The sequence below is a fragment of the Pseudarthrobacter sp. TRD_SC_9 genome (genome assembly GCF_055361265.1).
In genome coordinates this window covers 1,151,850-1,174,792 of record NZ_CM143956.1, presented here as the reverse complement: position 1 = coordinate 1,174,792, position 22,943 = coordinate 1,151,850, and the positions used below count along the sequence as shown (strand labels likewise).

Sequence of the window (22,943 nt, the reverse complement as noted above, 5' to 3'; positions counted from 1 at the left end):
CCGAGTCAACCGACTGCGCGCAGCACCTGGCATCCACCGCATCACCCGCGCTCTTCATGGAGGGACCCCACACTTATGAGCGATGTTTTATCAGCCATCAATGGCGTGATCTGGAGCGATTGGCTCGTCTATCTCTGCCTCGCCTCCGGCGTCTACTTCTCCGTCCGTTCGCGCTTCCTGCAGCTGCGGCACGTCAAGGGCATGATCCAGCAGATCATTGGCGGTGAGAAGTCCGCCGCTGGCGTCTCCTCCTTCCAGGCTCTGGCCATGTCCCTGTCCGGCCGCGTGGGCACCGGCAACGTCGCCGGCGTCGCCACCGCGATCGCTTTCGGCGGACCTGGCGCCCTGTTCTGGATGTGGGCAGTGGCCTTCCTGGGTGCATCGACGTCCTTCATCGAGTCCACCCTGGGCCAGATCTACAAGACCCGCGACCCGCTGACCGGCGAGTACCGCGGCGGCCCCGCTTACTACTTCTCCCGCGCCTTCGCCCACACCAAGGGCGCCGGCTTCTTCAAGGTATACGGCTACGTCTTTGCTGCCGTGACGGTCCTGGCCTGTGGCGTCCTGCTGCCGGGTGTGCAGGCCAACTCGATGGCCACCGCCATTGATGGTGCCTGGGCCCTGGAGCCGTGGGTCGTAGCCGTCGGCTCTGTCATTCTCCTGGCGTTTGTCATCATCGGCGGCGTGAAGCGCATCGCCAGCGTCGCGGCGTTCGTCGTGCCGTTCATGGCCGTCGCTTACATCGTCCTTGCCCTGATCGTCGTCTTCGTGAACGCCGCCCAGCTGCCGGCGATCCTCTCGCTGGTGTTCCGCAGCGCCTTCGGTATGGATTCGGCGCTCGGCGCCGTCATCGGTTTGGCCGTGATGTGGGGCGTCAAGCGCGGCGTGTACTCGAACGAAGCCGGCCAGGGCACTGGCCCGCACGCCGCTGCTGCGGCCGAGGTCTCCCACCCGGCGAAGCAGGGCCTCGTCCAGGCCTTCGCTGTTTACATCGACACCCTGTTTGTCTGCTCGGCCACCGGCTTCCTGATCCTCTCCACCGGCGCCTACCGCGTCTTCTCCGGTGGCAGCGAAGAAGGCGGCATCCTGGTGGAGGGCGGGCTGCTTTCGGCCACGGCCGTCGTGGGCCCGCAGTACGTGCAGACCGGCTTCGACTCCGTCTTCCCAGGTTTCGGCGCCTCGTTCATCGCGATCACGCTGATCTTCTTCTGCCTGACCACGGTCATCGCCTACTACTACATGGCGGAAACCAACCTGCGCTTCCTGGTGGGCACCTCGTCCAAGAAGCTGATCCCGGGTCTCCGGGTCAGTATTGGCCGCGCGACCACCATGGTCCTGCAGGTGGCGATCCTGATCGCCGTCGCCTACGGCTGCGTGAACACGGCTACGGATGCTTGGGCGATGGGCGACATCGGCGTGGGCCTGATGGCCTGGCTGAACATCATCGGCATCCTGATCCTGCAGAAGCCTGCATTCAAGGCGCTCAAGGACTTCGAGCGCCAGCAGAAGCTGGGCCTGGATCCGGTCTTCGACCCGAAGCCCTTGGGCATCGTCGGGGCCACCTTCTGGGAGTCCTACAAGCCGGCCGAGCGCGAGAAGGAATCTGTGCGGAGCTAATGCCCCGGCAACATCTGCACTAAACGCACGACGGCGGTGCGGCTGGCTTACCTGCCAGCCGCACCGCTGTTGCGTTAAGGTGGCGCGAGAATTGGCAGCCGACGACGGCGCGTACTCTTCCGCTGATCGCCCCGCCGCTGTTGTTCAATCGGCCGTGGCTGGTCAACCGACCATTGTGCGGTATGAGGGCCAGGGATACGATGCTGCCGGGGAGTGGTCGTGGTCTCGCATGTCGACCGTTAGGGGCAATCCAATGACTGATTTTTTCACGATGCAGCCCGGCGAGACCGCAGCGCCTTTGCCTCCGGGACCCGTCCTGTGTGCAGGAACGGCTGGCATGCGGCGCATCCACCGCTTCTTCCTGTGGGCGTACGACGAGGCGCCTGGACTGGTGCGCTCCGCCGCAGCCGGCGACACCGCCCGCGCTGCCTATGTGGGCGAAGTGCTGGGGAACTTCGACAAGGTGCTCCACTTACACCACGAGGGCGAGGACCAGACCATGTACCCGCAGCTCGCTGAGCGGGCGCCGGCGTGTGCGTTGCACGTAGCTCAAATGCTTGAGCAGCACCGGCAGGTGACGGACCGGCTGGAGAGCATCGAGCCGGTCCGCCTTCGCTGGATGGAGACGGCAGACGCAGAAGTTGGCCGGGAACTCGCTGATCGCTACGAGGACTTGAAGGCCGTCCTCAACGTTCACCTGCGCCGCGAAGTGACGGAGGTAATGCCCGTCGTGGACAGGGTGCTGACTGAGAAGGAATTGCAGGAGGGCGCGAAGCACGGGATCGATCAGCTCGACAAGAAGTTCCTGGTCGGCTACCTCGGGATGGTGCTGGCCACGAATCCGCTCCAAGACCAGAAGGAAATGTTCAAGGAGATTCCCCCGCCGGTCCGCCTTGGCTACCGACTCGTGGGCCGCAGGATGTTCCGGAAACAGTACGCGACGCTCTTCCCGGGGCGCGAGGTTCCCCAGACACTCTAGTCGGCTGGCTTTCGGCTCAGCTGATGCGGATCCCGCGCGGGGAAGTCACAGCGGAGGGCTGTCGGTAGCTCTACGGATCAGGGCTCGAGCCGTTTGCGCAGGAGGCAGAACTCGTTGCCTTCGGGATCGGCCAGGACGTGCCATTGCTCGTTGCCGGTTTGCCCGACGTCGGCGGGACTGGCTCCCAGGGCAAGCAGGCGTTCCAACTCGGCGTCCTGGTCCCGATCGACGGGGTTCACGTCGATGTGCAGGGGAAGCCGTCCGGGCCGGGGGTTACTGCTGGGGCTCAGGATGATAGTTGGTTGCAGGCCCCCGAACCCGGTACCTGGCGGGCCAATCTCGATCGCACCGTCCTCCCGGTCGAGCTCAACATAGCCGAGGACGCCGCACCAAAAGCGGACGAGCAATTCAGGGTTGGCACAATTGAGGACCAGTTCGCTTATACGGGAGACCATGAGACCAGTGTACGAAGAGGGCGGGCGTGCACCCTTACGGATGCAGAAAGCATTATCACGGACGTGCCCTCCCCACTGATTCATTGCTGTGAGTGTGGAAACCACCAACCTGAAAGGCTTTCCCTATTTTAGATGTAACAAACGTCCCAGCTCAGTACAGTTAGGCCGCTTGTGCCTGCATGCTAGATGCTGGCCTTAGTGCTCGTTGCATTCGTGGAGTCTTGCTGGGTTGCGGACGCCCAAATGAAGACCGGCATCATCGGCAGGTTGGCTGAGATCGGCTTAATTACGCCTTCGGCCTCAGGAAAACAGCCTCCATACGTGTGGACTGGGTATCCTAACTGAGACGAAGAGCAACGTGGCAGTACGAGCGGAGATATTAATGACCAGCACTTATCAGATGATGGAAGGCCCGGCGGCTCCCGTCGCGTCGCCCACCGCCGACGCTTCTTGGTTGGACGAAGCTTCCCTTGAGACCGACGAAGTTGAGGTGCAGGACTACGATCTCGTCTCTTCTCCTAACGATTGGAACTTCTCCACAATCGTTAGCTTCATAGGTTCCGGCGCGATGAAGGTTCCGAGTTTCCAACGAAACTATATTTGGGATCGCAAACGCGCCTCCAAGCTCATTGAGTCTTTGCTTATCGGGCTCCCAGTTCCCCAGGTATTTCTCTATGAAGAAGAGAGAAATAGCTTCCTCGTTATAGATGGGCAACAGAGACTTCTTACACTATACTTTTTTTCTAAAGGTCGATTCCCAAAGCCAAAAATTCGCGGTGATCTTCGCGTACGCCTCCAGCAGGGATTTATTGACGACGACTTTCTTGAGGATGATGAATATTTTGAGCCCTTCAAGCTTTCACTACCAAAATCACCGTCAGGTAATCCAAACCGGTTTCATGGCTTAACTTACAGAGGGCTCAAAGACGACAGGACATCGCTCGACTTACGAACGATCCGAAACATAGTCGTTAAACAAACGAGCCCAGAAGGAAATTCTGCCGTCTTCGAACTCTTCAATAGGCTTAATACTGGCGGCGTGAATCTAACGCCGCAGGAGATTCGCGCCAGCTTGTACCATTCAGATTTCTTTATTGAAGTGATTAATCTTAATGCTGATCCTTCATGGCGTCACATCGTTGGAACTGAGAAACCGGATGCGCGAATGCGCGACACCGAGTTCCTCCTCCGGGCTCTCGCTCTTGCCGGCTCCGCCGAGGGATTCAGCGGCTCAATGGCAAACTTCATCAACAACTACTGCGTCAAAGCGAAGAAGTTTTCAAAAGAAGACGCGCAAACTGCTCACGACGGACTAACTCGATTTTTCGAACTGTTCAGCGACACAGCCTCACCATTTCTACGGGCGGGGAAGTTTAGTGGAGTTCTGTTTGAAAGCGCCTATGCTGCATGGCAACAAGTCGGACGACCCTCGCTAGACCACGACAAAATTGCAAAAGCAGTCAGCCAGGCAAAACAAGCTGAAGCATTTGCGGAGACCCTGCAGGAAGGATCAACAAAGCCCGTTAACATACGAAAACGCATTCGACTGCTCCGCAGCTTCATCGAGGGCGCAGCATAGCAGGTGGAAAAGATAAGTGATGCGGTGGACCTTTTATATCGCGATTACGAGGAACTGGTCTCGGACCTTAGCATGAGCCCTTCAGGTCTCTCTTCTCTAAACCGCAGTTATCACAAACATCTTCTCGTTGCGGCCGCGAGTAGTTTGGAGGATAAGGTCAAAGCCCTTGTTCCAGAGATTTTCAATCGGCATGGAACTGACAGGCTAGCCGCTTTCGTTGCCAAACAAGTTATGGCGCGTGGTTATCATGCGTTGTTCGACTGGAAGGCCGGAACTGCCCAGGGGTTCTTCACAAGCTTCGGAGAAGAATGTGGCCGTGCATTCAAGGCTGCACTAAGGACTGACGACCAACTAAAGACTCAGCATAATGCTTTTATGCAACTGGGAGACCTTCGTAACCGAGTAGTTCACAACGATTATGCTAGCGCCCTCATAGAGTTGACTCCGAAAGAGATCATTGATCGGTACAAGCTCTCCCTCGAATTCGTGGAACGAATTGAGATATTTGTTCTAGCGGAGGCCTGAACGCCCTAAGCAGGTTGCCGGGACAAGTGAGTCAGGCCCAACCTGCTGCTACGGCACTAGACAGCCTGTATCCGGAGTCTTCTGAGCGCAGTGGCGAAGGAAATGTGCCTCGTTCCCGACCACAAGCCCCACCCAACCGGTGCAAAGCAAGCAACTGAACACACGGGCCGGATTATCTGTCCGTTTGATTGGCGCCACCATTACGCTGAGCGATACGTGGCATTGCCGCCTTAGGTGACTTGCGGGTTCAGGTCGTCGTCGTCGTCAAGCAACATTCCACCTGGAGAATGTATGTGAGTTGGGTTGTGCAAGTTCCCACCGTTCTGGACGGTTGCTCGTTTTCTTCTGTTGATACCTCGAACGACCCGCCTTCTCGTTGCAACCCTGGCTGCAACCCGGAAAATTTGTAGTCCTGATGCTGCGTACCCGCAAGCAGGATATGGCCAGTAGTCAGCAGGAAATTTCCTCTAACTCGTTAGCCCAAGCCCAAGTTCTGCGACTGTCTGACTGTGCAATAAAGTGAGGGCATGTTGCCCTTTGAGCTGGAGTCAGTTGCCCCTAAAGATGTTGGACTCGATGAAGTAGCCACGGCGATACTCTATATGGACCCGGACGGTAGCCGTTTCGCACAGGTTTTCCGATCTACATTCGACCAGTTGTATGACGGCCAGCGGACGGGTCGTTACCGCTGGAATCAGCTCTACAAGACAGAGAAGACGCACTACGGCACCCTCATTGAGATCAACTTACAGCGTGAATTCGGCTTCGCGGACGGCCTCGTCTTGGATTACAAGATTGCAGGACATGAGGTGGACAGCAAATACTCTGCATCAGCTCAGTGGATGCTGCCGCCGGAGAGCATGAACCACCTCATCTTGGGCTCGGTCGCAAGCGACCAAACGTCTACGTGGAGCGTAGGCATCGTTCGCGCGACGCCGGAGAACCGGAACCTAGGCATGAACCGCGATCAAAAAGGCAGCCTGAACGCCCTGGGTAAATCGCGTATTCAATGGTTATTTAAAGATGCCGCAATGCAGCCAAACATCCTGTTACAACTATCGGAGGCGCACGTTGCTCGGATTTTTGCACCGAAGAGCGGCCAAGCCAGGATCAATGAACTGTTCAGGGTTGCAACTAACATGAGGATCTCACGCAACATCATTGCGACCGTCGCCCGACAAGACGATTTCATGAAGAGGGTCCGCGAGAACGGTGGGGCGCGTAGTGGGCTCCGGCCGGAAGGCTACCTAATCCTCGCAGGTGACTACAGCTCGCAAACGGCGATCGCTCGCTCTCTCGGCTGCGTCGTACCAGAACCCGGCGAGCTGGTAAGCGTTCGAGTAGGACCTGTGGACTTTGCGATGGCGAACTCCGTCCATCTCGAAGGGAGGTACTGGCGCAGCATCGAAGGCGAGCATGCGGCAACGCCGCCGGCACCGAAAGTCCTCAACCAATGATCATTGACTTTCTGCTATTGCCGCAGCCGGGCAGCCCCCAGCTTCATGATCTGGTTGCATCCCGGCCGCATCAGGTGCTTTACAACTTCCTCTATGTCCGAAGAGAGGATCCCCCAACGATGGTGGAAATTCGGGCTCACGCTGCCGCCGTCGCCGGCGCCAGTCATTCCCAAACAGACCGTCGAGTTCGCGACCTCCGGGACATATATGGGATTGAGGTGGCTTGTCGACGCATCAACGGCAAGCCGAAGTACATTCTGGAAGGACTTCGAGATGCCACTGCGCCTCGAAGGATCGGAATCTCACGTCGGCTTCGGGCTCAGGTCCTCCTCAGCCAACGGTGTGCGCAGTGCGGCAAGACGCCGAATGAAGACGGCGTCAAGCTTGAGGTTGACCACAAACTTCCCCTTACCTGGGGCGGGGATAGCGACATAGATAACCTCCAGGCCCTATGTCACGAATGCAACAACGGCAAGCGCGACTACTTTGCGTCTATCGATCAGCACACGGACAAGATCCGGGCCGCCGCGACCTGGCTCGAGCCGCACAAGCGCATAGGCGAAGCGCTGAAGGCCTTTCAGGCAGCCGGTGAGCTGGCGCCGAGCCAGATTATCGCCGTCGTCGCCTGCATGCACCAATTCCAAGAAGACTGGCAGAAGCGGATGCGCGAACTAAAAGTCCTCGACTGGCAGTATAGGGTCCACTATAGGTACGAGGACGGACGCAAGCGTAGCCACTACGAGCTAACAGCATGGACGCCATGGCCGCATGGCGATATCGCAGCGGAGATTCGCCGACGCGAAAAGGCACGTAAAGCGGATAAGGGGTTCAGCCTCTAGCTAGCAGCGCGTAAGTGACGCTCCACCGACTGTTCAAACTGCTTGTTGGCAGGAGCCTTGACGCCCAGGGCAGTGGCAATCGAAGTCCCGATGGCGGCAGCGACTGGCGGCGGGAACGCATTCCCAATCTGTCGATAGACGGATGTCTTCTTGCCAGAGAACTGCCAGTCCAACGGGAATCCTTGGACACGGGCCACCATTTCGTTAGTCAGACGAGGAATGTGGTCCAGGGGTGTTTCGATCCCCGGAACTTCGTTGGCGATGCCCTTGCCGTCAACTCCGAGCTGAAGCCAAGCTGCTTTGGCTCGCGTCGGACCGAGGTCAGCCCCGCCGTGCTTCTTAGACCCGCCGACAACAGTCGGGGCAATGCCGTTGGCTTTCTTCGCCCATGCTGTGGCACCGACCCAGCCTCCGCTCTCCATCAGCGGCAACAATACTTCGCCAACCGTCGGCGGCGTGCCATGTGCAGCGGGCCAATCAAACTTCTTGTGGTAGCGCTTCTTTACGGCCACGAGAATAAACCGGGGTCGGAGCTGAGGGACTCCAAATTCGCTCGAGTAGAACAGCTGCCAGTCAGCCTTATAGCCAAGGGCCTCTAGGGCATCAAGAATCGACTGACGGTAGGCCGAAAACCTCGCCGATGCCAGACCCTTAACGTTTTCGAGCATGACTGCCGACGGGTTAGCTTCCTTCACGAGGCGAAGCGCTTCTGGGAAAAGATCGCGCTCGTCGTCGGCGCCAAGTTGCTTTCCAGCGATACTGAACGGCGGGCAGGGTACTCCCCCGGCGAGCAGATCAATGCCCTTGTAGTCCCTGCCGTTGACGTCACGGACATCACCATGGTGAACATCCCATGAGGGTCTATTGAGACTGAGGGTAGCGGCGGCATCTTTGTCGATCTCGACCGCCAGAGAATGACCAAAACCCGCCTGCTCCAAGCCAACCGACTGTCCTCCAGCTCCGGCGCAGATTTCGAGCACAGTAAGTTTGGAGGTCGTAGTCATGTCGTCCATCATCTCATTTCGAAGGGTCTGGTCTTCGCCGCTTGGGCCTGTGTGTCTGATGCTGCCACGAGCCACTGACAATTGCGGGGAGCCAAGCGCGAAGCGCCCATCCGGAACACTTCGCGCAGCGCGCTCGGCTTCCGCCAGATCAAGCAGGGGGTCGTCGGCAGCAAGCACCAAGGTGGGCGCCTGCAGCCTCGTCGGGACAGGGCGGAGGTCCGGGCGGCGCAGCATGACGGACTGCATGGACCAGTACTTCCCCACCTTGTCTCCCCGCCGGAAGCTCTCGGTGATGGCTGCAGCACCCTCGGCTGCCGTCTTTGCCGCACCCCGCCCTGCCAAGGCATCTACGATCATCGAGCTAAACGGCTTAGGACCCAAGAAGCGGAAAAGGTACACCAGCAAGGCCGACTGCCGACGTTCCGCTTTGGTAAGGGGGTACGGCGGCGTGCCAGTGGTGGTCAACGTCCGGCACCCTAACGGGAAGCTGTCCGCAAACACTATCCCCACATGCCCGCCCCAGGCATTGCCCACCCAGTCCACCGGTCCCGGACTCCCGCCGTGCCCAAGGATGCTTCCCTAAACCCGGGCACCCGGCCTGGAGCTATGGTGTTCCGCTAGCCTAGCCAGTCCCTCATCGATCGAGACAGCTGGCACCCAGTCGAGATGCTCACGGGTTTCGCGCTGGTCGAACCAGTGGGCGGTGGAGAGCTGCTCGGCCAGGAACCGGGTCATCGGCGGCTCCTCCTGGCGCCCGGCAAGAGTCCACAGTTTCTCCACTACCGCTCCTGCCGCTCGTGCCACCGCACCGGGCACGGACCACGACGGCGCGCGGACACCACCGGCTGCGCAGATGCCCGCCAGCAGCTCGCCCACGGGGCGGGGCTCGCCGTTGCTTACTACCAGGGCCCTGCCATGGACGTGGTCCATGCGGTGCAGCGCGGCGACGATGGCTGCGGCGGCATTGTCCACGTAGGTGGTGTCGATCAGGGCCCCACCGGCATCAAGCAGTGGCAGGCGTCCACGGCCTGCGCGGGCCAGGACCCGCTCCACCAGTTGGGTATCGCCCGGGCCCCAGACGATGTGGGGGCGCACCGCTGCTACCCGTATTTCCGGACCGTCGGCTGCCAGTGCCAGCAGCTCCGCCTCGGCCTTGGTGCGAGAGTAGTCGCCATGGGCGCGTTTTGGGTCCGCCGGCTCCGCGCCCAACCCGGCGATGGCGGCGCCGGAATTGGCCACGGATGGTGAAGACACGTACACCACGTCCCGTACCCCGGCCGCCCGGGCACAACGGAGCAGACGGCGGGTGCCTTCGACGTTCACCTCGTCGAACTCGGCGGCCCGGCCGGTAAAGGAAACCTTCGCGGCGAGGTGGATGACCCCTTCGGCGCCGTCGACTGCTTCCCGCAGCGCATCCTCGTCGGTGACGGACCCGCGGACGTCCGTGGCGGCGTCGACCCCTGACGGACGCCGCTGGAAGGTGGTGACGTCGTGGCCCTGGCGCACCAGCAGTCGGGCGACTTCTCCCCCAAGTAGCCCGCTGGCGCCGGTGACCAGGACTTTCACGGCTTTCCTGACCGGCCGCCGGCCAGCACCCGGGTAGCCCACCGGGACAGGCGGGTCCTGTCGATCTTGGCGTTGTGCCGGATGTCCGTGGGCTGGGCGGGAACTGCCAGCACAGCGGAGACCTGAACACCCGCTTCGAGGGCCGCCCGGCGTACTCTCCCGGCAAGCTGCGGCGCGGCAGGGCCGGCCTTCCGGGCGGGCGGAACGGTCTCGACGATGGCGACCACGGCCTGGGTGCCTGCCGGTCCGACCCCGGTGATCGCGGCCAGCCCGATGCCGTCCAGGCGTTCGATGGCCTGTTCGGCGCCGACGGGCGTCACCACAGCGCCCGGAGCTGTGACCAGATGCGCGAGGCGTCCCTCCACCCAGAGCCGGCCGGCGGCGTCGAAGTGCCCCACGTCTCCGGTGCGGTGCCAGCCGGGAACGCTTGAACTCTCCCGCTGGGTCAGCCAGAGCCTGCAATACGCTTCCTTGACGTGTGGGGAGCTGACCAGGATCTCGCCGGTCACGCCGGGCTCGGTGACCGGTTGGGACCCTGGTGCGGTGCCGTCGGCAGCCAGCGGGATGACGGCCACGCGGGCGCCATGCACCGGCCACCCCACGCACACACCGTTCCCTGCTCCCGCCACGCCGCCGGGAGTCCCAGTGCCGGCGGCAGCATCGGCGTCGGCGGCCTGGATCTGGTCGAGGCTGATGTCGGTCACCGGCAGCGCCTCGGTCATCCCGTATGGGGTGTGCAGCGAGGCCTGGGGCAGCAGCCGTTGCACCTCCGCCAGCAGCGGTTCCGGAACGGGCGCGCCGGCAGAGAACAGCAACTCAACACGCCCCAGTGCTTTCTGCCCCTCAGCGCTGACGCCGTCCCGGGTGGCAAGGACGTTGCGCAGCGCGGCCGGCGAAGCGAAAACCACCGTGGCGTCGATGGCCGCGGCGGCGTCGGCCAGGGCACTGGCCGTCAGGGTGCGGGGGGCGGTGACGTCCATGGCCGGCGTCACGGACACCGCGCCAAGCGCCGGCCCGAGCAGGGCAAACGGGGCGAAGCCCGCCACCAGCCGGGCACCGGGACGGATCCCGAAGGTGGCAGCCACTGTGTCCCGCATCGCCGCCAGCTGCCGATGTGTGTACAGCACGCCTTTGGCGGGGCCGGTGGAACCCGACGTGAAGAGCACGGCGGCCGGAGCCTCCGGATCGATGCTGACCCCCGGTTGCGATGAACCGCGGCCGGCACTGGAGCGCGCCAGGGCGTCGAGGGAGGTCTCGACGCCCAGGACTCGACGGCGGGCGGCCGGGAGATCCCGCACGCTGATCCGCCGCCCCGGCCAGCCAAGCACAGAGGCAGCCGCGAGCGCCTTGTCGATGCCGATGAGGAAGTCAGGAGTGGCACCTTTCACGGCGCGGCTCAGGCCCTGGGTTCCCAAGCCGGCGTCGGCCACCACCACCACGGCGCCCAGCCGCAGGCAGGCGTAGAGGGCTACGGTCAGGTCCACCCCGGGCGGAACCATCAGGCTCACCCGGCTGCCGGTTCCGACGCCGGCCTCCCGCAGCCCAGCGGCGAGGTTCAGGATGTCCCGATCCAGCTGCTGCCAGCTGAGCGAGCGGGCCACCGTGCCGTCCGGCGCCATTTCCGCGACTGCGGTATCTTTGCCCGCGGGCCCTTCAGCCTGCTGAGCGAGCGAGTCCCAGAGCGGCCGGAAGGCCGACGGTGCATCCTCGGTCGCGTGGTCCAGCTGCTTGCCTTCCGATGGTGCGTCTTCAGCGTCGGCGGATCCGCCGTCGCCGGCACCAACCTTCGCGGCAAGCCACTGGAAGGTCGGCGTGGCAATATCCCGGTCTTCCGCCACGAGGTGGCCGGCGCCTTCGAAGCGGTGCACGTCTGCATGAGGAAGTCGGGTGATCAGGTCCTTGAGGTACCGATCCGAGAAGATCGGGTCCCGGGGGCCCCAAAGCATCAGCGCCGGGACCTCCAAGGCGCGCAGCCCTTCCGCCACGGCAGTAAGCCTCGAAAAGCTGGGGTGGGCGGCGTCCACGGGGATGTCCGCGACGAAGTTCCCAACCCCGATGCGCCGGGAGGCTCTGCGGTAGGGAGCCATGTAGGCCTCGCGGACTTCAGCGGGGAGCGGCGGGTGGGCGAGTGCGTGCGTCACCCGCAGGAACGCGTCCGACGTCGTCGTTCCCCAGCCGTGGATGGCAGGGTGCAGGGCAAGCCGCAGGGCCGGCGGGATAGCCGAATCGGCGGGCTGGTGGACGGCCGTGTTGGTCAGCACCACTCCGGCGAGGTGCTGCGGGTGCGCCAGCGCCCAGCCCAGGCTGATCGCGCCGCCCCAGTCGTGGCCCACCGTCACCACAGGTCCGGAAAGGCCCAGTGCGTCCGTCAGGTCACCCAGATCGTTGATCCGGTCTGCCAGGCGCCGGAAGGTGCCGGTGCGTTCCGAGTAGCCCATGTCCAGCTGGTCCACCGCCACAACCCGCCACGGATGGGCGGGGTCCGAACCGGCGGCCAGCAGCGTCCGCCACAGGTAGGACCAGGTGGGGTTGCCGTGGACGCACAGCAGGGTGCCAACCGGAGTCAGGCCCAGGCGGTCGAGCTGGGCACCGTTGTCCAGCAGGTGCCAGCGGCGCACTGTCCGGTGTCGGGATGATCCGGGCGCATCGGCGTCGGACGTTGACGGCACCTCAATCTCGCGCGACCATTCCGGGTCCACGCCGGGCCAGTTGGCGGTTACCAAACGATCTCCATCATGGCGGTGTTCAGCCCGGAACCGACGCCCATGCACAGGACCCTGTCCCCCGCTTCGAGGGACTGCGCCTCGGCGGCGAGGGTCATGGGAAGGGAGGCCGGGCCCACGTTGCCCCAGTGCGGGAACGTGATGGGCACCTTGGCGGGGTCCAGGCTGATGGCGTCGATGATGGCCTGCGTGTAGGCATTGCTCACCTGGTGCGTGACGTAGCGGTCCATGGTGGCCCAGTCCCACTCCGGCCCGGCTTCAGTCCAGGCGTCGACCACCAGCTGGAGGCCGCCGTCGAGCAGGCCCTTCGTGTCCGTAGTCATGCCGTCCAGGCCGCCCACGCACAACTCGTGGTGTTCGGTACCGGCGCGCATCACGCCTCCCACGATCCGGTGCGCTCCGGGGTGCTGGTCCGCCGGACCCAGGACGGCGGCAGCGGCGCCGGAGCCCAGGGTGAGCGTGGCGAACTCCCGGTTGAAATCCTCACGCGTGGTTTCGGGCCGCAGGAGGCGGGCCAGGGTGGCCTCCTGCGTGGCCTCGGCGTCCTCGGCGTTCACGATCACCGCGTATTTGATCTGCCCCGAGTCGATCATGCTGGCCGCCAGGGTCATACCGTTCACAAACCCCAGGCAAGCGTTGGCCAAGTCAAAGTTCATCGCCGACGACGGCAGGTTCAGTCCGTGATGGATCTTCACCGCGACGGACGGTTCAAGATTGCGCCGCGTCACCGAGGTGTTGATCAACAGCCCGACGTCGGCCGCTTCCACGCCAGCCTCGGCCAGGGCTTTCGCACCGACCTCGGTGGCAGCATCATCAAAGGAGGTCCCGGCCGCCCACCAGCGGCGGTGCGTCACGCCGGCCACGCGTTCAAGCAGCCGGGGCGGGAAGTTCAACCGGCGCAGGGTCGGAGCCAACCTGCGATCGAAATCCGCAGAACTCACGATCCTCGGAGCCTCGACACTGCTCACCGACAGCAGCGCGGTGTTGCTATGCCGGAAGGTTGCATTCCCTGCCAATGAAAGGCCCCTGTTCGTTCCGTCCTACCTTTGTTGCGGTGACTTTACCCGCTAGTAGGCGTTCGATAAGCATACTGAGGAGACCGGCACGAGCGTTAACCTGCACGCCAACTCCCCGTACCCTGCCTGCCATCTGTCCTCACTAGCGTTGACGGGTCACCGGCCTCACCGGCCGCGCCGATGTTCTCTGGAGGAAACACGCATGCGCACCATCCTGACTGCAGCGGCAGCCGCCGCGCTCATCGCAACTATGGCGAGTCCCGCCGTCGCCGCCCCGAACGCCGAAGCCGGCACGCCGTCGTCGAACGCTGCCGGAACCGCCGCATCCGCCCTCAAGACGAACGAACGCAACGGATCCTTTGACCTGCAGAGCCACCGCGGGGGCCGCGGCGAGTGGACCGAGGAGTCCCTGGCCGCGTTCGCCAACTCGCTGGCACTCGGCGTGACCACCCTGGAACTGGACACCCACCTGACCGAGGACGGCAAGGTGATCGTCTGGCACGATGGCACCATCCAGGCCGCCAAGTGCGTGGACACCGCCCCTGCCACCGCTGGCGACCCCGAGTTCCCGTACGTCGGCGACCGGGTGGCCAACCTGTCCCTGGCGCAGATCAAGACGCTCAACTGCGGCTACGTGCAGCTGCCCGGCTACCCGGAGCAGGACGTCATCGAAGGCAACCGGATCGCCGAACTCAAGGACGTGTACCAGCTGGTCCGCGACGCCGGTGCCGCGAAGGTCCGCTTCAACGTCGAAACCAAGGTGGAAAGCAGTGAGATCGGCGGCGCCGGCATGGAGTCCCTCACCCGCGCCGTGGTTGCCGAGATCCAGGCTTCCGGCATGGCCGACCGCACCACGCTGCAGTCCTTCGACTGGTCATCGCTGAACCTCACCCAGGAGATCGCGCCGGAACTGCCGCTGGTAGCCCTCTCCAGCGGAGACGCCTGGATGGGAGTGGGGCAGCCCGGCGCCAGCCCCAACCTGGGCGGCATCGACATCGACGACTACGACGGCTCCCTCGCCAAGGCGGCAGCCGCCCAGGGGTACGACGTCGTCTCCCCCACGTTCCGTTCGGTCACCCCACAGATGATCGCCGAAGCGCACGAACTGGGCCTGCCCGTCATTCCGTGGACCGTCAACACCACCGCGGACATGGCCCGGCTCATGGACCTGGGCGTGGACGGCATCATCACCGACTACCCCACCCGGCTGCGGACGCTGATGGAAGAACGCGGCCTGAAACTGCCGAAAGCGTACGAGGCCCGCGGGTAGAGCTCGCGTCCCCCGGGTCTGGGGCGGCCCTCTCCAGACCCGGCGCCGCCGTCGTACGCCTCCGCGATAGGAAACGCACAGGTCCGCCGCCTAGCATGGCCCACATGGAAGCTGCCCGGAACGCCCGCTCTGCCGCCGTTGTGATCAACGCCGGTTCACGCCGGGCCGGGGCCCACGAACTTGCGGTGGACACCATGCGGAAGGCAGGTGTGCCCATCTCCGCCGTGCACCACGTGCAGTCCGGGGCAGACCTGGCCGGGACGCTTGACCGGGTGCTTGCGGATAGGCACGACCTAGTGGTTGTGGGCGGCGGCGACGGGACAGTGTGCTACGCCGCCGGTCGCGTTGCCGGCACCGACGTGATGCTCGGCGTCCTGCCGCTGGGCACCGCCAACGACTTCGCCCGCACGCTGGAGATACCGAACAACCTTGCCGAGGCGTGCGCCACCGTCGCCGACGGGAAAGTGGTGGACATCGACCTCGGCCGGGCCAACGGTGAGCCGTTCCTCAACGTCGCATCCGTGGGCCTGTCCGTCGCTGTAACGGAGGCACTGAGCCCCCGCCTGAAGCGGTACATCGGGCCATTGGCGTACAGCATCGCCACGCTGGGGGCTTATGCCCGGCACAAGCCGTTCCGGGCCCGGCTCGAGTTCCCGGACGGGGACCACGAGGCGATGGAGCTCGAGGACCTGCTGCAGGTGGCCGTGGGCAACGGCAGGCACTATGGCGGCGGGAACACGGTCTCCCCCACGGCCGGGATCGACGACCACACCCTTGATATCTATGCGATCCTGGCGGGGCCGCTCCGGGAGCACGTGAACATTGCACGGTTACTCAAGGACGGAAGCTTCATCGAACACGACAGGGTGCGCCACCTGACCAGCCGGTGCGTCCGGCTGGTCACCGACGAACCACTGCCGGTAAACCTCGACGGCGAGATCGCCACCACTACCCCCACCGACTTCACCATCCAGCGCAACGCCGTGCACGTGGTGGTGCCCCAGGGCAGCACCGGCGCGTTGTTCGACGGGCCGGGCGCCGCGAACTGGCCGCCTGTTTGATGGCCTGTCCGCTCCCTGGTCCCTCTGCTGCCCCGGACTACCGGGGAACAAGCCGCCACAGGGACGTGACCTCGGCCGCGCGGGCCTCGAACAGGGGATCGTCGCGGTCCGCCGCCTTCGGATGCGTCGGCTTGGTGTCCAGCCGTTCCGTCACTTTCAGCCCGGCCGCGTCGATGGCGGCCAGCAGATCGTCACGCGACCGCAGGCCTAGGTGCTCGGCCAGATCGGAGAGCACAAGCCAGCCCTCACCGCCCGGCTCCAGGTGGTCAGAAAGCTCGTTCAGGAAGCGGAACAACATCCTGCTGCCGGGATCATAGACGGCGCTGTCCAGGGAGGAGTGCGGCGTGGCAGGGATCCAAGGCGGGTTGCAGACGATCAGCGCTGCACGTCCGGGCGGGAACATGTCCGTCAGGACGGCCTCGGCATGGTCCTGGACGCCGAGGTTCCGGAAATTCTCGGCGGCGCAGGCGATGGCACGCGGTTCGTTGTCCGTCGCCACCACCCGCTGGACGCCGCGGTGGGCGAGCACGGCGGCGAGCACTCCGGTGCCGGTTCCGACGTCGAACGCGAGCGTGTCCGAGGGCAGCGCAGCGGTGGCCACGAGATCCACATACTCACTGCGGGTGGGGAAGAACGTGCCGTAGTGCGGGTGGATGCGGCCTTGCAGGGCATCGACGTAGACGCCGTTCTGCCGCCATTCGTGGGCGCCGATCGCCCCGACCAGTTCGTGCAGGGACACCACGGAAGGTTCGCTGATATCGCCATACGCTTCAGCGGCGGCCTCCCGGACATCCGGTGCACGGCGCAGCGGCACCACCGGGCCCGGATCAAGGGGAATCAGCAGCAGGCCAAGAACGCGTGCACGATGCGAGCGGGACTGCCGGTGCCGGTAGAACTTTTCGGCCGGAGTTCCTGCGATCTTCTTTCCGGCGCCTATCCGCCGGTCCAGGGCATTGAGGATCTGCCGTGCGTTGTGGAAGTCACCGTGCCAGAGCATCGCGATCCCCTGTGACGCCATCCGGTTCGCATCATCGGCTGTGAGAGAGTCGTCCACTACTTCCACGCGTGCCGGTGCCGGCCTGCCGTTCGCCGAACGCCATCGCGCGCTCCTGCTCTCACCGGCCTCGAGCCAGGTCACGACGGCGGGTTCAGCCACCGCAGCTGGGCGCGAGGAGTTGGGGACCGGCGTCGGGATTTCCATGGGAGCTGGTGTGCGGTGAGGGATAGAAATCCATTCCAAGAATTTGGGGCCGATAGATTACGGCAGTTATTCCACGACGTGGAAGGCGACGGCCCACGGCTCCGGGGCGTCATACGGCGGTGAACCGCGCTTGGTTGAGGCTGCTGGAACCATTCAACCTGCCTTGTCAGGATACAGGGGCGCCGTGGCCGCCCCCTTCCCACCGGCGGCACATCAAGCAATTTGAGCGATAGTGCCCCTGTGAATCGTGAACCTGCGCTCGACCTGGACCTGACGGGTGACCCTTGTCACGAACCCCGGCAGCAAGCTATGCTTGTGCAACATACACAGCGTTGTTGCAACATATGCAACATAGGAGAAAGAGGACGAAGATGTCCCCAGCATTTACACGTCGATGGAGCACTCTTGCAGGCGCCGCCGCCCTTACCGTTCTACTAGGCGTCACAGGATGCGCAGACCGCAACGGAGCAGCAGCGGCAGGAGGTGACTTTCCTTCGAAGACGATCACCTTCATGACGCCAACCTCAGCCGGAGGCGCGACTGACCTCACCGCACGAACCCTGGCCAAAGAGATGGAAAAGGACCTGGGCGTTTCCATCGTTGTGGAGAACCGCCCCGGCGGTTCCGGAAGTGTTGGCATGGAGCACCTCGCCGGACAGGCCTCGGATGGCTACACCATTGCTGTCCTGCCCGTCGAAGTAAGTCTCCTGGGCCACCAGAACTACGAGATCAAGCCCTCCGACTACACCTTCCTGGGGCAGGCGAATTCCCAGCCGGGAACCATTGCAGTCCCCGCCGGCAGCCCGTTCCAGACTCTTGACGACCTGATCAACGCGGCCAAGGACCGTCCGGGCGGCGTTTCGATTTCCAACGCCGGGCCCGGTTCAATCTGGGAGCTGGGGGCTACCGAGCTGGGCAATGTCGCGAACGTAGAATTCAAAAACGTCCCCTTCGATGGTGGGGCTCCGGCAGTAACGGCCGCGACAGGCAGCCAGGTTGATGCAGTCGTTGCGGGGATCGGCGAGACCGGCCCCGCCCACAAGGACGGCCGGCTGCGGGTCCTGGCTGTCTTCACGGAAGAACGCGCCCCGGCCCTCCCTGATGTGCCCACTGCTGCCGAGCAGGGACACGACGTCGTCATCGGCAGCTGGGCAGCAGTAGCCGGCCCGGCCGGCCTCCCGGCAGAGGTCAAGCAGCGTCTGGAGGAGTCCCTGGAAAAGGCCGTTGCGTCCGAGTCCTACACCTCATTCATCGAGAAGGGCGGCAACCTGCCCCTCTACCGCTCCGCGGACGAGACAACCGAGTTTGCTGACGCCGAGAGCAACCGCTTCGCCAAATTGCTCGGAGGTGCTTCGTGAAGGGCGTGCCCGTGCTGAGAACCGTTGAGGGGCTGCCCAACGACGCATCCGCTGGCACCGCCGGTCAACCGAATGCGGAACAGAGCAACGGAACCAACATACGGGGCCTTCTCGTGGCCCTTGCTGTGGCGGTGGTCGGAGGCGCCTTGATGCTGCCCGCGCACGGCCTGGAACTGTCCGCTTCAGCTGGGTCCATGGGGCCGGGGTGGTGGCCGACAGTGCTGGGAGGCACCTTGGTGGCAGGTGCGGTGGCCATCGCTTTGGTTTCTTTCAGGCAACCCGATCCAAGGCCCGAGGACCGCGTCAGCTCACACGGCCTCACCCGGCTGGGGTCCGTACTGGCTGCCATAGTTCTCTACGGCCTTGCCTGGCAATACCTCCACTTCCTTCCGGTCACCGTGGTGTTCCTCAGCGCCCTGATGTTCATCACCGGCGGGCGGGGAGTTAAGGCTCTGCTGGTCTTTCCGGCGCTGACCGCACTGGTGCTTTACGGACTGTTCAAAATGCTGCTGCAGGTGCCGCTGTGAACGAGCTTATTGAGGGCGTCGGGGCCCTGCTGGACCCCACCATCGGATTGTGTCTGCTGGCCGGCGTGCTTTTAGGCACCCTTGTTGGTGCGGTCCCCGGCATCACAGCGACGATGGCCGTCGCGCTGGCAGCAGGCTTCACCCTGACACTCGAACCGCTACAGGGCCTTGCCGTCATGCTGTCCATCTATGTGGCAGCACAGTTCGGGGACCGCGTCCCTGCCATCCTCGTCAACACTCCGGGTACGCCCGCTTCCATCGCCTCCACCTTCGACGGCTACCCACTGGCTAAACAGGGCAAAGCGGGCATCGCGCTCACCAGTTCGGCCCTGGTCTCTGCCGTGGGTTCCCTGGCCGGAATCCTGATCCTGGTGTTTGCCGCCCAGCCCCTCGCCTCCGTTGCTCTCCAGTTCGGTCCTCCGGAACTTTTTGCCCTGGTTGTCTTCGGACTCACCATGATGGTTGGTGTCTCCGGCGGAAACGTTCTGCGTGGGCTCGTTGCCGGGGCGGCCGGCCTCCTGCTGGGCACGATCGGACGTGACCCCATCACCGGGGACCAGCGCTTCACTCTTGGATTCTCGGAATTGAGCTCCGGAGTCCCCTTCATTGCGGCGATCATCGGGCTGTTCGGCATCGCGGAGCTCTTCAACCAACTTGCCGAGACCCGAACCAAAAGCATGCCTGCGCCCATCACCCAACTGGGTGAATGGTGGCCGAACAAAGCCCAGCGGCGTGAGCTGATCAAGCCGTCAGCCATCGGAACGGGAGTCGGCGCCGTCGTCGGTGTTGTCCCGGCAGCCGGTGGTGACATCGCCGGCGTCATCGCCTGGGCACAGGCGAAGCGCGCATCCAAGCGTCCGGAAAAGTTCGGGCGAGGATCGCTTGAAGGCCTGGCAGCAGCTGACAGCGCCAGCACCGCAACCATGGGCGGCGCCGTCACCACCACGCTCGCCCTCGGAGTACCCGGCGATTCCGTGATGGCCGTGATGATCGGTTCGATGATCATTTGGGGGCTGCAGCCCGGTCCGGCCCTGTTTGTAGAGTCGCCTGACCTCGTTTACAGCCTGGCAACGATCATGGCGGTGGCGACGTTCCTGGCCCTGGCCCTTGCCCTTGTACGGATGCAGGGCGTGGTGAAGCTGCTGGCCCTGCCCCAGCAGTACCTGACGACAATCATCATCGCCTTCTGCATCGTAGGCACCTACGCGGTGCAGAGCAGCGTTTTTGATGTGGTCCTCATGCTGGCCTTCGGCGTCATCGGTTTGCTCATGCGCAGGTTCGGATTCCCTGCAGGGCCCATGGTGCTGGGTCTCATCCTCGGCCCCCTGGCGGAAAGCAATCTGCGCCGTTCGCTCGTCATTGACGGTTTCGGTGCAATTTTCACAAGTCCAATCGCCGTCGGGCTCATTGTCCTTAGTCTCGGCGCCGTGCTGCTGCCTTGGCTTCGTTCCACGTCAAAATCTAGGAAGCTCCGTGCTCAAGCTGATGAAGTCCTCCGGTAACGCCCCCTCCGTCCTGTGCCTCGGCGAGACCATGGCCCTCGTGGCACCAGCCGGCGCCGAGCCCCTGGAGACCGCCGACCGTTTCGTCGTCTCGGCCGGCGGCGCGGAATCAACCGTGGCCCTCTACCTCGCCGGCGAAGGCCACCGGGCGGCCTGGTTAAGCCGGGTCGGCGATGACCCGCTGGGCAGGCGCCTGCTGCGGCAACTTACGGCCCATGGAGTCGACACCACACTGGTCGAGACTGACCCCACCGCACCGACAGGCGTGTACTTCAAGGACCCCGGAAACGCCTCCACCACCGTCTACTACTACCGTTCGGGCTCTGCCGCCTCGGCAATGGGTCCCGCCATTCTGCAGAAGATCGACTGGACGGCACTGCCGCTGCTGCATCTGTCCGGAATTACCGCCGGACTGTCCTCCAGCTGCCGCGGCCTGGTCGACGAAGCTTTCACGGCAGCCAAAGCCCACGGCACCCTCGTATCCTTCGACGTCAACCACAGGCCAGGCCTGTGGGACGCGAAAGAAGCGGCGCCTGTCCTGGCCGAGTGTGCCCGGCGGGCCGACATCGTGTTCGTGGGCAGGGACGAGGCTGAAACACTCTGGGGCACCGGGGATCCCGACGAGCTGTATGCCGCCTTCAGCCCACAGCACTTGGTGGTCAAGGACGGCGCTGTAGGTGCCACGGACGTTTCGGCGTCAGGGTCAGTGTTCATTCCGGCTCACGCCGTTGACGTTGTGGAGGTAGTTGGAGCCGGTGATGCTTTCGCTGCCGGATACCTCTCAGGTCTTCTCGCCGGAAACCCGGCCGGCGACCGGTTATCCCTCGGCCACACGTTTGCAGCACGGGCGCTTTCCAGTGTTCACGACTTCGATCTGGTGTAGTTGGGCTATGTCACAAAGCATTCAGCGCGCCATTGAGATCCTCGAATACGTCAGCGTCCAGCCCCGCACGCCCAGTGATGTTGGCGCGCACTTCGCCATTCACCGGTCCACCGCCCTGCGCACCCTGCAGACTCTCACCGAGAGTGGCCTGACACGGCGGCGCGAAGACGGCCGCTATGGCGTGGGATACCGGCTCGCGGGGCTGGCCAACGTCGCTTTGGAGCAGTTCGACCTGGCCAACATCGCGCATCCTCACTTGCAGGCCCTCGGAGCCAGTTGCGGGCACACCGTGCACCTGGCCGCCGTCGAAGGACAGTCCATCGTGTACGCGGACAAAATTGAACAGGCGGGCATGGTGCGGTTGTACTCGCAGATCGGCCACCCCGTCACGGTCCACACCTCCGGTGTCGGCAAAGCGATCCTTGCCTACAGGGAACCCGCCTTCGTCGAGCACCTTCTAAACAGCACCGACTTCGCCACCTACACCTCCACGACGATCAGCTCACGCGAAGAATTCCTCAAGCAATTGGCCGACGTCCGGAAACAGGGCTACGCGGTGGACGACGGCGAATACGAGGACTTCGTGAACTGCGTCGCCATGCCGCTGAGGGACGCTACCGGTCAGGTCACCGGAGCGGTGTCCATCACAGCACTTAAAGCACGGGCAACCATGCCCGACCTGGTCCAGCTACTGCCAGCACTTGAAGCAACTACAACTACGATCTCCGAGGAGTTGGGATGGCGTCGATAGACGACTTCTTTGACCAAACATTCACCGGCACGTCCGTCATGGCGATCCTCCGCGGCTACACGCCAGAGCGGACAGTCGAATTGGCCAACCGGGCATGGGAGCTCGGTATTGACTGTGTGGAAGTTCCGATTCAGTCCCCGTCCGCAGTCGAGGCCCTGGCTGCAGCCGTCGCCGAGGGACGTGCCAACGGCCGGGTCGTGGGAGCGGGAACCGTCACCACGCTGGAACGCCTGGAGCACGCAGTCGCGGCCGGCGCCGGCTTCACCGTGGCACCCGGTCTCGATCTCACTGTCGCAGCGGCCAGTATCAAGGCCGGCCTGGCGCATCTGCCCGGCGTCGCTACCGCCTCAGAAGTCCAGCTCGCCGCCAACCATGGAATGTCCTGGGTCAAGGCCTTCCCCGCTACCACCCTCGGTATCTCGTGGTTCCAGGGCATGCGCGGACCCTTCCCCGACATCCGGATTGTCGCCACCGGCGGCATCAACGGGCACAACGCCCCCGACTATCTGGCAGCTGGCGCCAATGTGGTTGCCGTTGGCTCCGCGCTCGAGGACCCGGCCCAGTTTGAACTGCTGGCCAAACTCATGCCGTTGGCATCCACGCAGACACTTTGAGCAGTCGAATTTATCC

General features: G+C 63.7%; 20 protein-coding genes. 14 read left to right on the top strand and 6 right to left on the bottom strand.

The window, feature by feature from the left end:
- Window positions 1–75: 75 nt before the first annotated feature.
- Both ACWA13_RS05610 and ACWA13_RS05605 read left to right on the top strand, forming a co-directional pair.
- Complete coding sequence (locus ACWA13_RS05610) at window positions 76–1,617, top strand: alanine/glycine:cation symporter family protein (protein ID WP_463937169.1); 1,542 nt, start codon at window positions 76–78, stop codon at window positions 1,615–1,617.
- A 253-nt stretch (window positions 1,618–1,870) separates the two neighbouring features.
- A complete protein-coding gene (locus tag ACWA13_RS05605) occupies window positions 1,871–2,596 on the top strand; it encodes a hemerythrin domain-containing protein (RefSeq protein WP_463937168.1) in 726 nt (241 codons plus the stop codon).
- A gap of 77 nt (window positions 2,597–2,673) precedes the next feature.
- Here the strand turns inward: ACWA13_RS05605 and ACWA13_RS05600 are convergent, their stop codons facing one another.
- Complete coding sequence (locus tag ACWA13_RS05600; protein ID WP_463937167.1) at window positions 2,674–3,051, bottom strand: VOC family protein; 378 nt, start codon at window positions 3,049–3,051, stop codon at window positions 2,674–2,676.
- 382 nt (window positions 3,052–3,433) lie between these two features.
- Between ACWA13_RS05600 and ACWA13_RS05595 the strand changes: the two genes are divergently transcribed.
- From ACWA13_RS05595 to ACWA13_RS05580, 4 genes are all read left to right on the top strand, one after another.
- Window positions 3,434–4,630: a GmrSD restriction endonuclease domain-containing protein gene (locus ACWA13_RS05595; protein WP_463937166.1), complete on the top strand. Its 1,197-nt coding sequence runs from the start codon at window positions 3,434–3,436 to the stop codon at window positions 4,628–4,630.
- 3 nt (window positions 4,631–4,633) lie between these two features.
- Entirely contained in the window at window positions 4,634–5,155 is a 522-nt protein-coding gene (locus ACWA13_RS05590) for a HEPN domain-containing protein (protein ID WP_463937165.1), read from the top strand.
- 527 nt (window positions 5,156–5,682) lie between these two features.
- Complete coding sequence (locus tag ACWA13_RS05585; RefSeq protein ID WP_463937164.1) at window positions 5,683–6,612, top strand: NaeI family type II restriction endonuclease; 930 nt, start codon at window positions 5,683–5,685, stop codon at window positions 6,610–6,612.
- The gene (locus tag ACWA13_RS05580) at window positions 6,609–7,451 is read left to right on the top strand and encodes an HNH endonuclease (protein WP_463937163.1); all 843 of its coding nucleotides are present in this window, start codon (window positions 6,609–6,611) and stop codon (window positions 7,449–7,451) included. The genes ACWA13_RS05585 and ACWA13_RS05580 overlap by 4 nt, the downstream gene beginning before the upstream one ends.
- Here the strand turns inward: ACWA13_RS05580 and dcm are convergent.
- The 4 genes from dcm to ACWA13_RS05560 all read right to left on the bottom strand — a co-directional run bounded on the left by dcm (window position 7,448) and on the right by ACWA13_RS05560 (window position 13,760).
- Window positions 7,448–8,701 (bottom strand): DNA (cytosine-5-)-methyltransferase, encoded by a 1,254-nt coding sequence (dcm, locus tag ACWA13_RS05575; protein ID WP_463937162.1) that lies wholly within the window; start codon window positions 8,699–8,701, stop codon window positions 7,448–7,450. The two genes, ACWA13_RS05580 and dcm, sit on opposite strands and share 4 nt — an antisense overlap.
- A gap of 333 nt (window positions 8,702–9,034) precedes the next feature.
- On the bottom strand, window positions 9,035–10,021 hold the full coding sequence (locus ACWA13_RS05570) for an NAD-dependent epimerase/dehydratase family protein (protein WP_463937161.1): 987 nt from the start codon (window positions 10,019–10,021) through the stop codon (window positions 9,035–9,037).
- Complete coding sequence (locus ACWA13_RS05565; protein ID WP_463937160.1) at window positions 10,018–12,744, bottom strand: alpha/beta fold hydrolase; 2,727 nt, start codon at window positions 12,742–12,744, stop codon at window positions 10,018–10,020. The genes ACWA13_RS05570 and ACWA13_RS05565 overlap by 4 nt, the downstream gene beginning before the upstream one ends.
- Window positions 12,738–13,760 carry a 3-oxoacyl-ACP synthase III gene (locus ACWA13_RS05560; protein ID WP_463937159.1) on the bottom strand — a complete coding sequence of 341 codons (1,023 nt, stop codon included), beginning with the start codon at window positions 13,758–13,760 and terminating at the stop codon, window positions 12,738–12,740. Before ACWA13_RS05560 ends, ACWA13_RS05565 begins: the two co-directional genes overlap by 7 nt.
- Window positions 13,761–13,962: 202 nt before the next feature.
- On the opposite strand from ACWA13_RS05560, the gene ACWA13_RS05555 reads away from it, so the two are divergent.
- Window positions 13,963–15,030 (top strand): glycerophosphodiester phosphodiesterase family protein, encoded by a 1,068-nt coding sequence (locus ACWA13_RS05555; protein ID WP_463937158.1) that lies wholly within the window; start codon window positions 13,963–13,965, stop codon window positions 15,028–15,030.
- 104 nt (window positions 15,031–15,134) lie between these two features.
- Window positions 15,135–16,091, top strand: coding sequence for a lipid kinase (locus ACWA13_RS05550; protein WP_463937157.1), 957 nt, complete (start codon window positions 15,135–15,137; stop codon window positions 16,089–16,091).
- Window positions 16,092–16,128: 37 nt separating this feature from the next.
- On the opposite strand, the gene ACWA13_RS05545 is transcribed toward ACWA13_RS05550, so the two are convergent.
- Complete coding sequence (locus tag ACWA13_RS05545) at window positions 16,129–17,292, bottom strand: methyltransferase (protein ID WP_463937156.1); 1,164 nt, start codon at window positions 17,290–17,292, stop codon at window positions 16,129–16,131.
- Window positions 17,293–17,804: 512 nt separating this feature from the next.
- Between ACWA13_RS05545 and ACWA13_RS05540 the strand changes: the two genes are divergently transcribed.
- The 6 genes from ACWA13_RS05540 to ACWA13_RS05515 are packed head-to-tail and all read left to right on the top strand — an operon-like array spanning window position 17,805 to window position 22,927.
- Complete coding sequence (locus ACWA13_RS05540) at window positions 17,805–18,650, top strand: tripartite tricarboxylate transporter substrate binding protein (RefSeq protein WP_463937155.1); 846 nt, start codon at window positions 17,805–17,807, stop codon at window positions 18,648–18,650.
- A gap of 11 nt (window positions 18,651–18,661) precedes the next feature.
- Window positions 18,662–19,177, top strand: coding sequence for a tripartite tricarboxylate transporter TctB family protein (locus ACWA13_RS05535; RefSeq protein WP_463937154.1), 516 nt, complete (start codon window positions 18,662–18,664; stop codon window positions 19,175–19,177).
- A complete protein-coding gene (locus tag ACWA13_RS05530) occupies window positions 19,174–20,679 on the top strand; it encodes a tripartite tricarboxylate transporter permease (protein ID WP_463937153.1) in 1,506 nt (501 codons plus the stop codon). Before ACWA13_RS05535 ends, ACWA13_RS05530 begins: the two co-directional genes overlap by 4 nt.
- Complete coding sequence (locus ACWA13_RS05525) at window positions 20,651–21,562, top strand: sugar kinase (RefSeq protein ID WP_463937152.1); 912 nt, start codon at window positions 20,651–20,653, stop codon at window positions 21,560–21,562. Before ACWA13_RS05530 ends, ACWA13_RS05525 begins: the two co-directional genes overlap by 29 nt.
- Window positions 21,563–21,569: 7 nt before the next feature.
- On the top strand, window positions 21,570–22,313 hold the full coding sequence (locus ACWA13_RS05520; RefSeq protein WP_463937151.1) for an IclR family transcriptional regulator: 744 nt from the start codon (window positions 21,570–21,572) through the stop codon (window positions 22,311–22,313).
- The gene (locus tag ACWA13_RS05515; RefSeq protein WP_463937150.1) at window positions 22,301–22,927 is read left to right on the top strand and encodes a bifunctional 4-hydroxy-2-oxoglutarate aldolase/2-dehydro-3-deoxy-phosphogluconate aldolase; all 627 of its coding nucleotides are present in this window, start codon (window positions 22,301–22,303) and stop codon (window positions 22,925–22,927) included. Before ACWA13_RS05520 ends, ACWA13_RS05515 begins: the two co-directional genes overlap by 13 nt.
- Window positions 22,928–22,943 lie beyond the last annotated feature (16 nt).

Excerpts from the sequence above, each read along its gene's own strand:
- ACWA13_RS05610 (WP_463937169.1), top strand. The coding sequence starts at position 76 with ATGAGCGATGTTTTATCAGCCATCAATGGCGTGATCTGGAGCGATTGG.
- ACWA13_RS05605 (WP_463937168.1), top strand. The coding sequence starts at position 1,871 with ATGACTGATTTTTTCACGATGCAGCCCGGCGAGACCGCAGCGCCTTTG.
- ACWA13_RS05600 (WP_463937167.1), bottom strand. The coding sequence starts at position 3,051 with ATGGTCTCCCGTATAAGCGAACTGGTCCTCAATTGTGCCAACCCTGAA.
- ACWA13_RS05595 (WP_463937166.1), top strand. The coding sequence starts at position 3,434 with ATGACCAGCACTTATCAGATGATGGAAGGCCCGGCGGCTCCCGTCGCG.
- ACWA13_RS05585 (WP_463937164.1), top strand. The coding sequence starts at position 5,683 with ATGTTGCCCTTTGAGCTGGAGTCAGTTGCCCCTAAAGATGTTGGACTC.
- ACWA13_RS05580 (WP_463937163.1), top strand. The coding sequence starts at position 6,609 with ATGATCATTGACTTTCTGCTATTGCCGCAGCCGGGCAGCCCCCAGCTT.
- dcm (WP_463937162.1), bottom strand. The coding sequence starts at position 8,701 with ATGCAGTCCGTCATGCTGCGCCGCCCGGACCTCCGCCCTGTCCCGACG.
- ACWA13_RS05555 (WP_463937158.1), top strand. The coding sequence starts at position 13,963 with ATGCGCACCATCCTGACTGCAGCGGCAGCCGCCGCGCTCATCGCAACT.
- ACWA13_RS05550 (WP_463937157.1), top strand. The coding sequence starts at position 15,135 with ATGGAAGCTGCCCGGAACGCCCGCTCTGCCGCCGTTGTGATCAACGCC.
- ACWA13_RS05545 (WP_463937156.1), bottom strand. The coding sequence starts at position 17,292 with ATGGAAATCCCGACGCCGGTCCCCAACTCCTCGCGCCCAGCTGCGGTG.
- ACWA13_RS05540 (WP_463937155.1), top strand. The coding sequence starts at position 17,805 with ATGACGCCAACCTCAGCCGGAGGCGCGACTGACCTCACCGCACGAACC.
- ACWA13_RS05520 (WP_463937151.1), top strand. The coding sequence starts at position 21,570 with ATGTCACAAAGCATTCAGCGCGCCATTGAGATCCTCGAATACGTCAGC.
- ACWA13_RS05515 (WP_463937150.1), top strand. The coding sequence starts at position 22,301 with ATGGCGTCGATAGACGACTTCTTTGACCAAACATTCACCGGCACGTCC.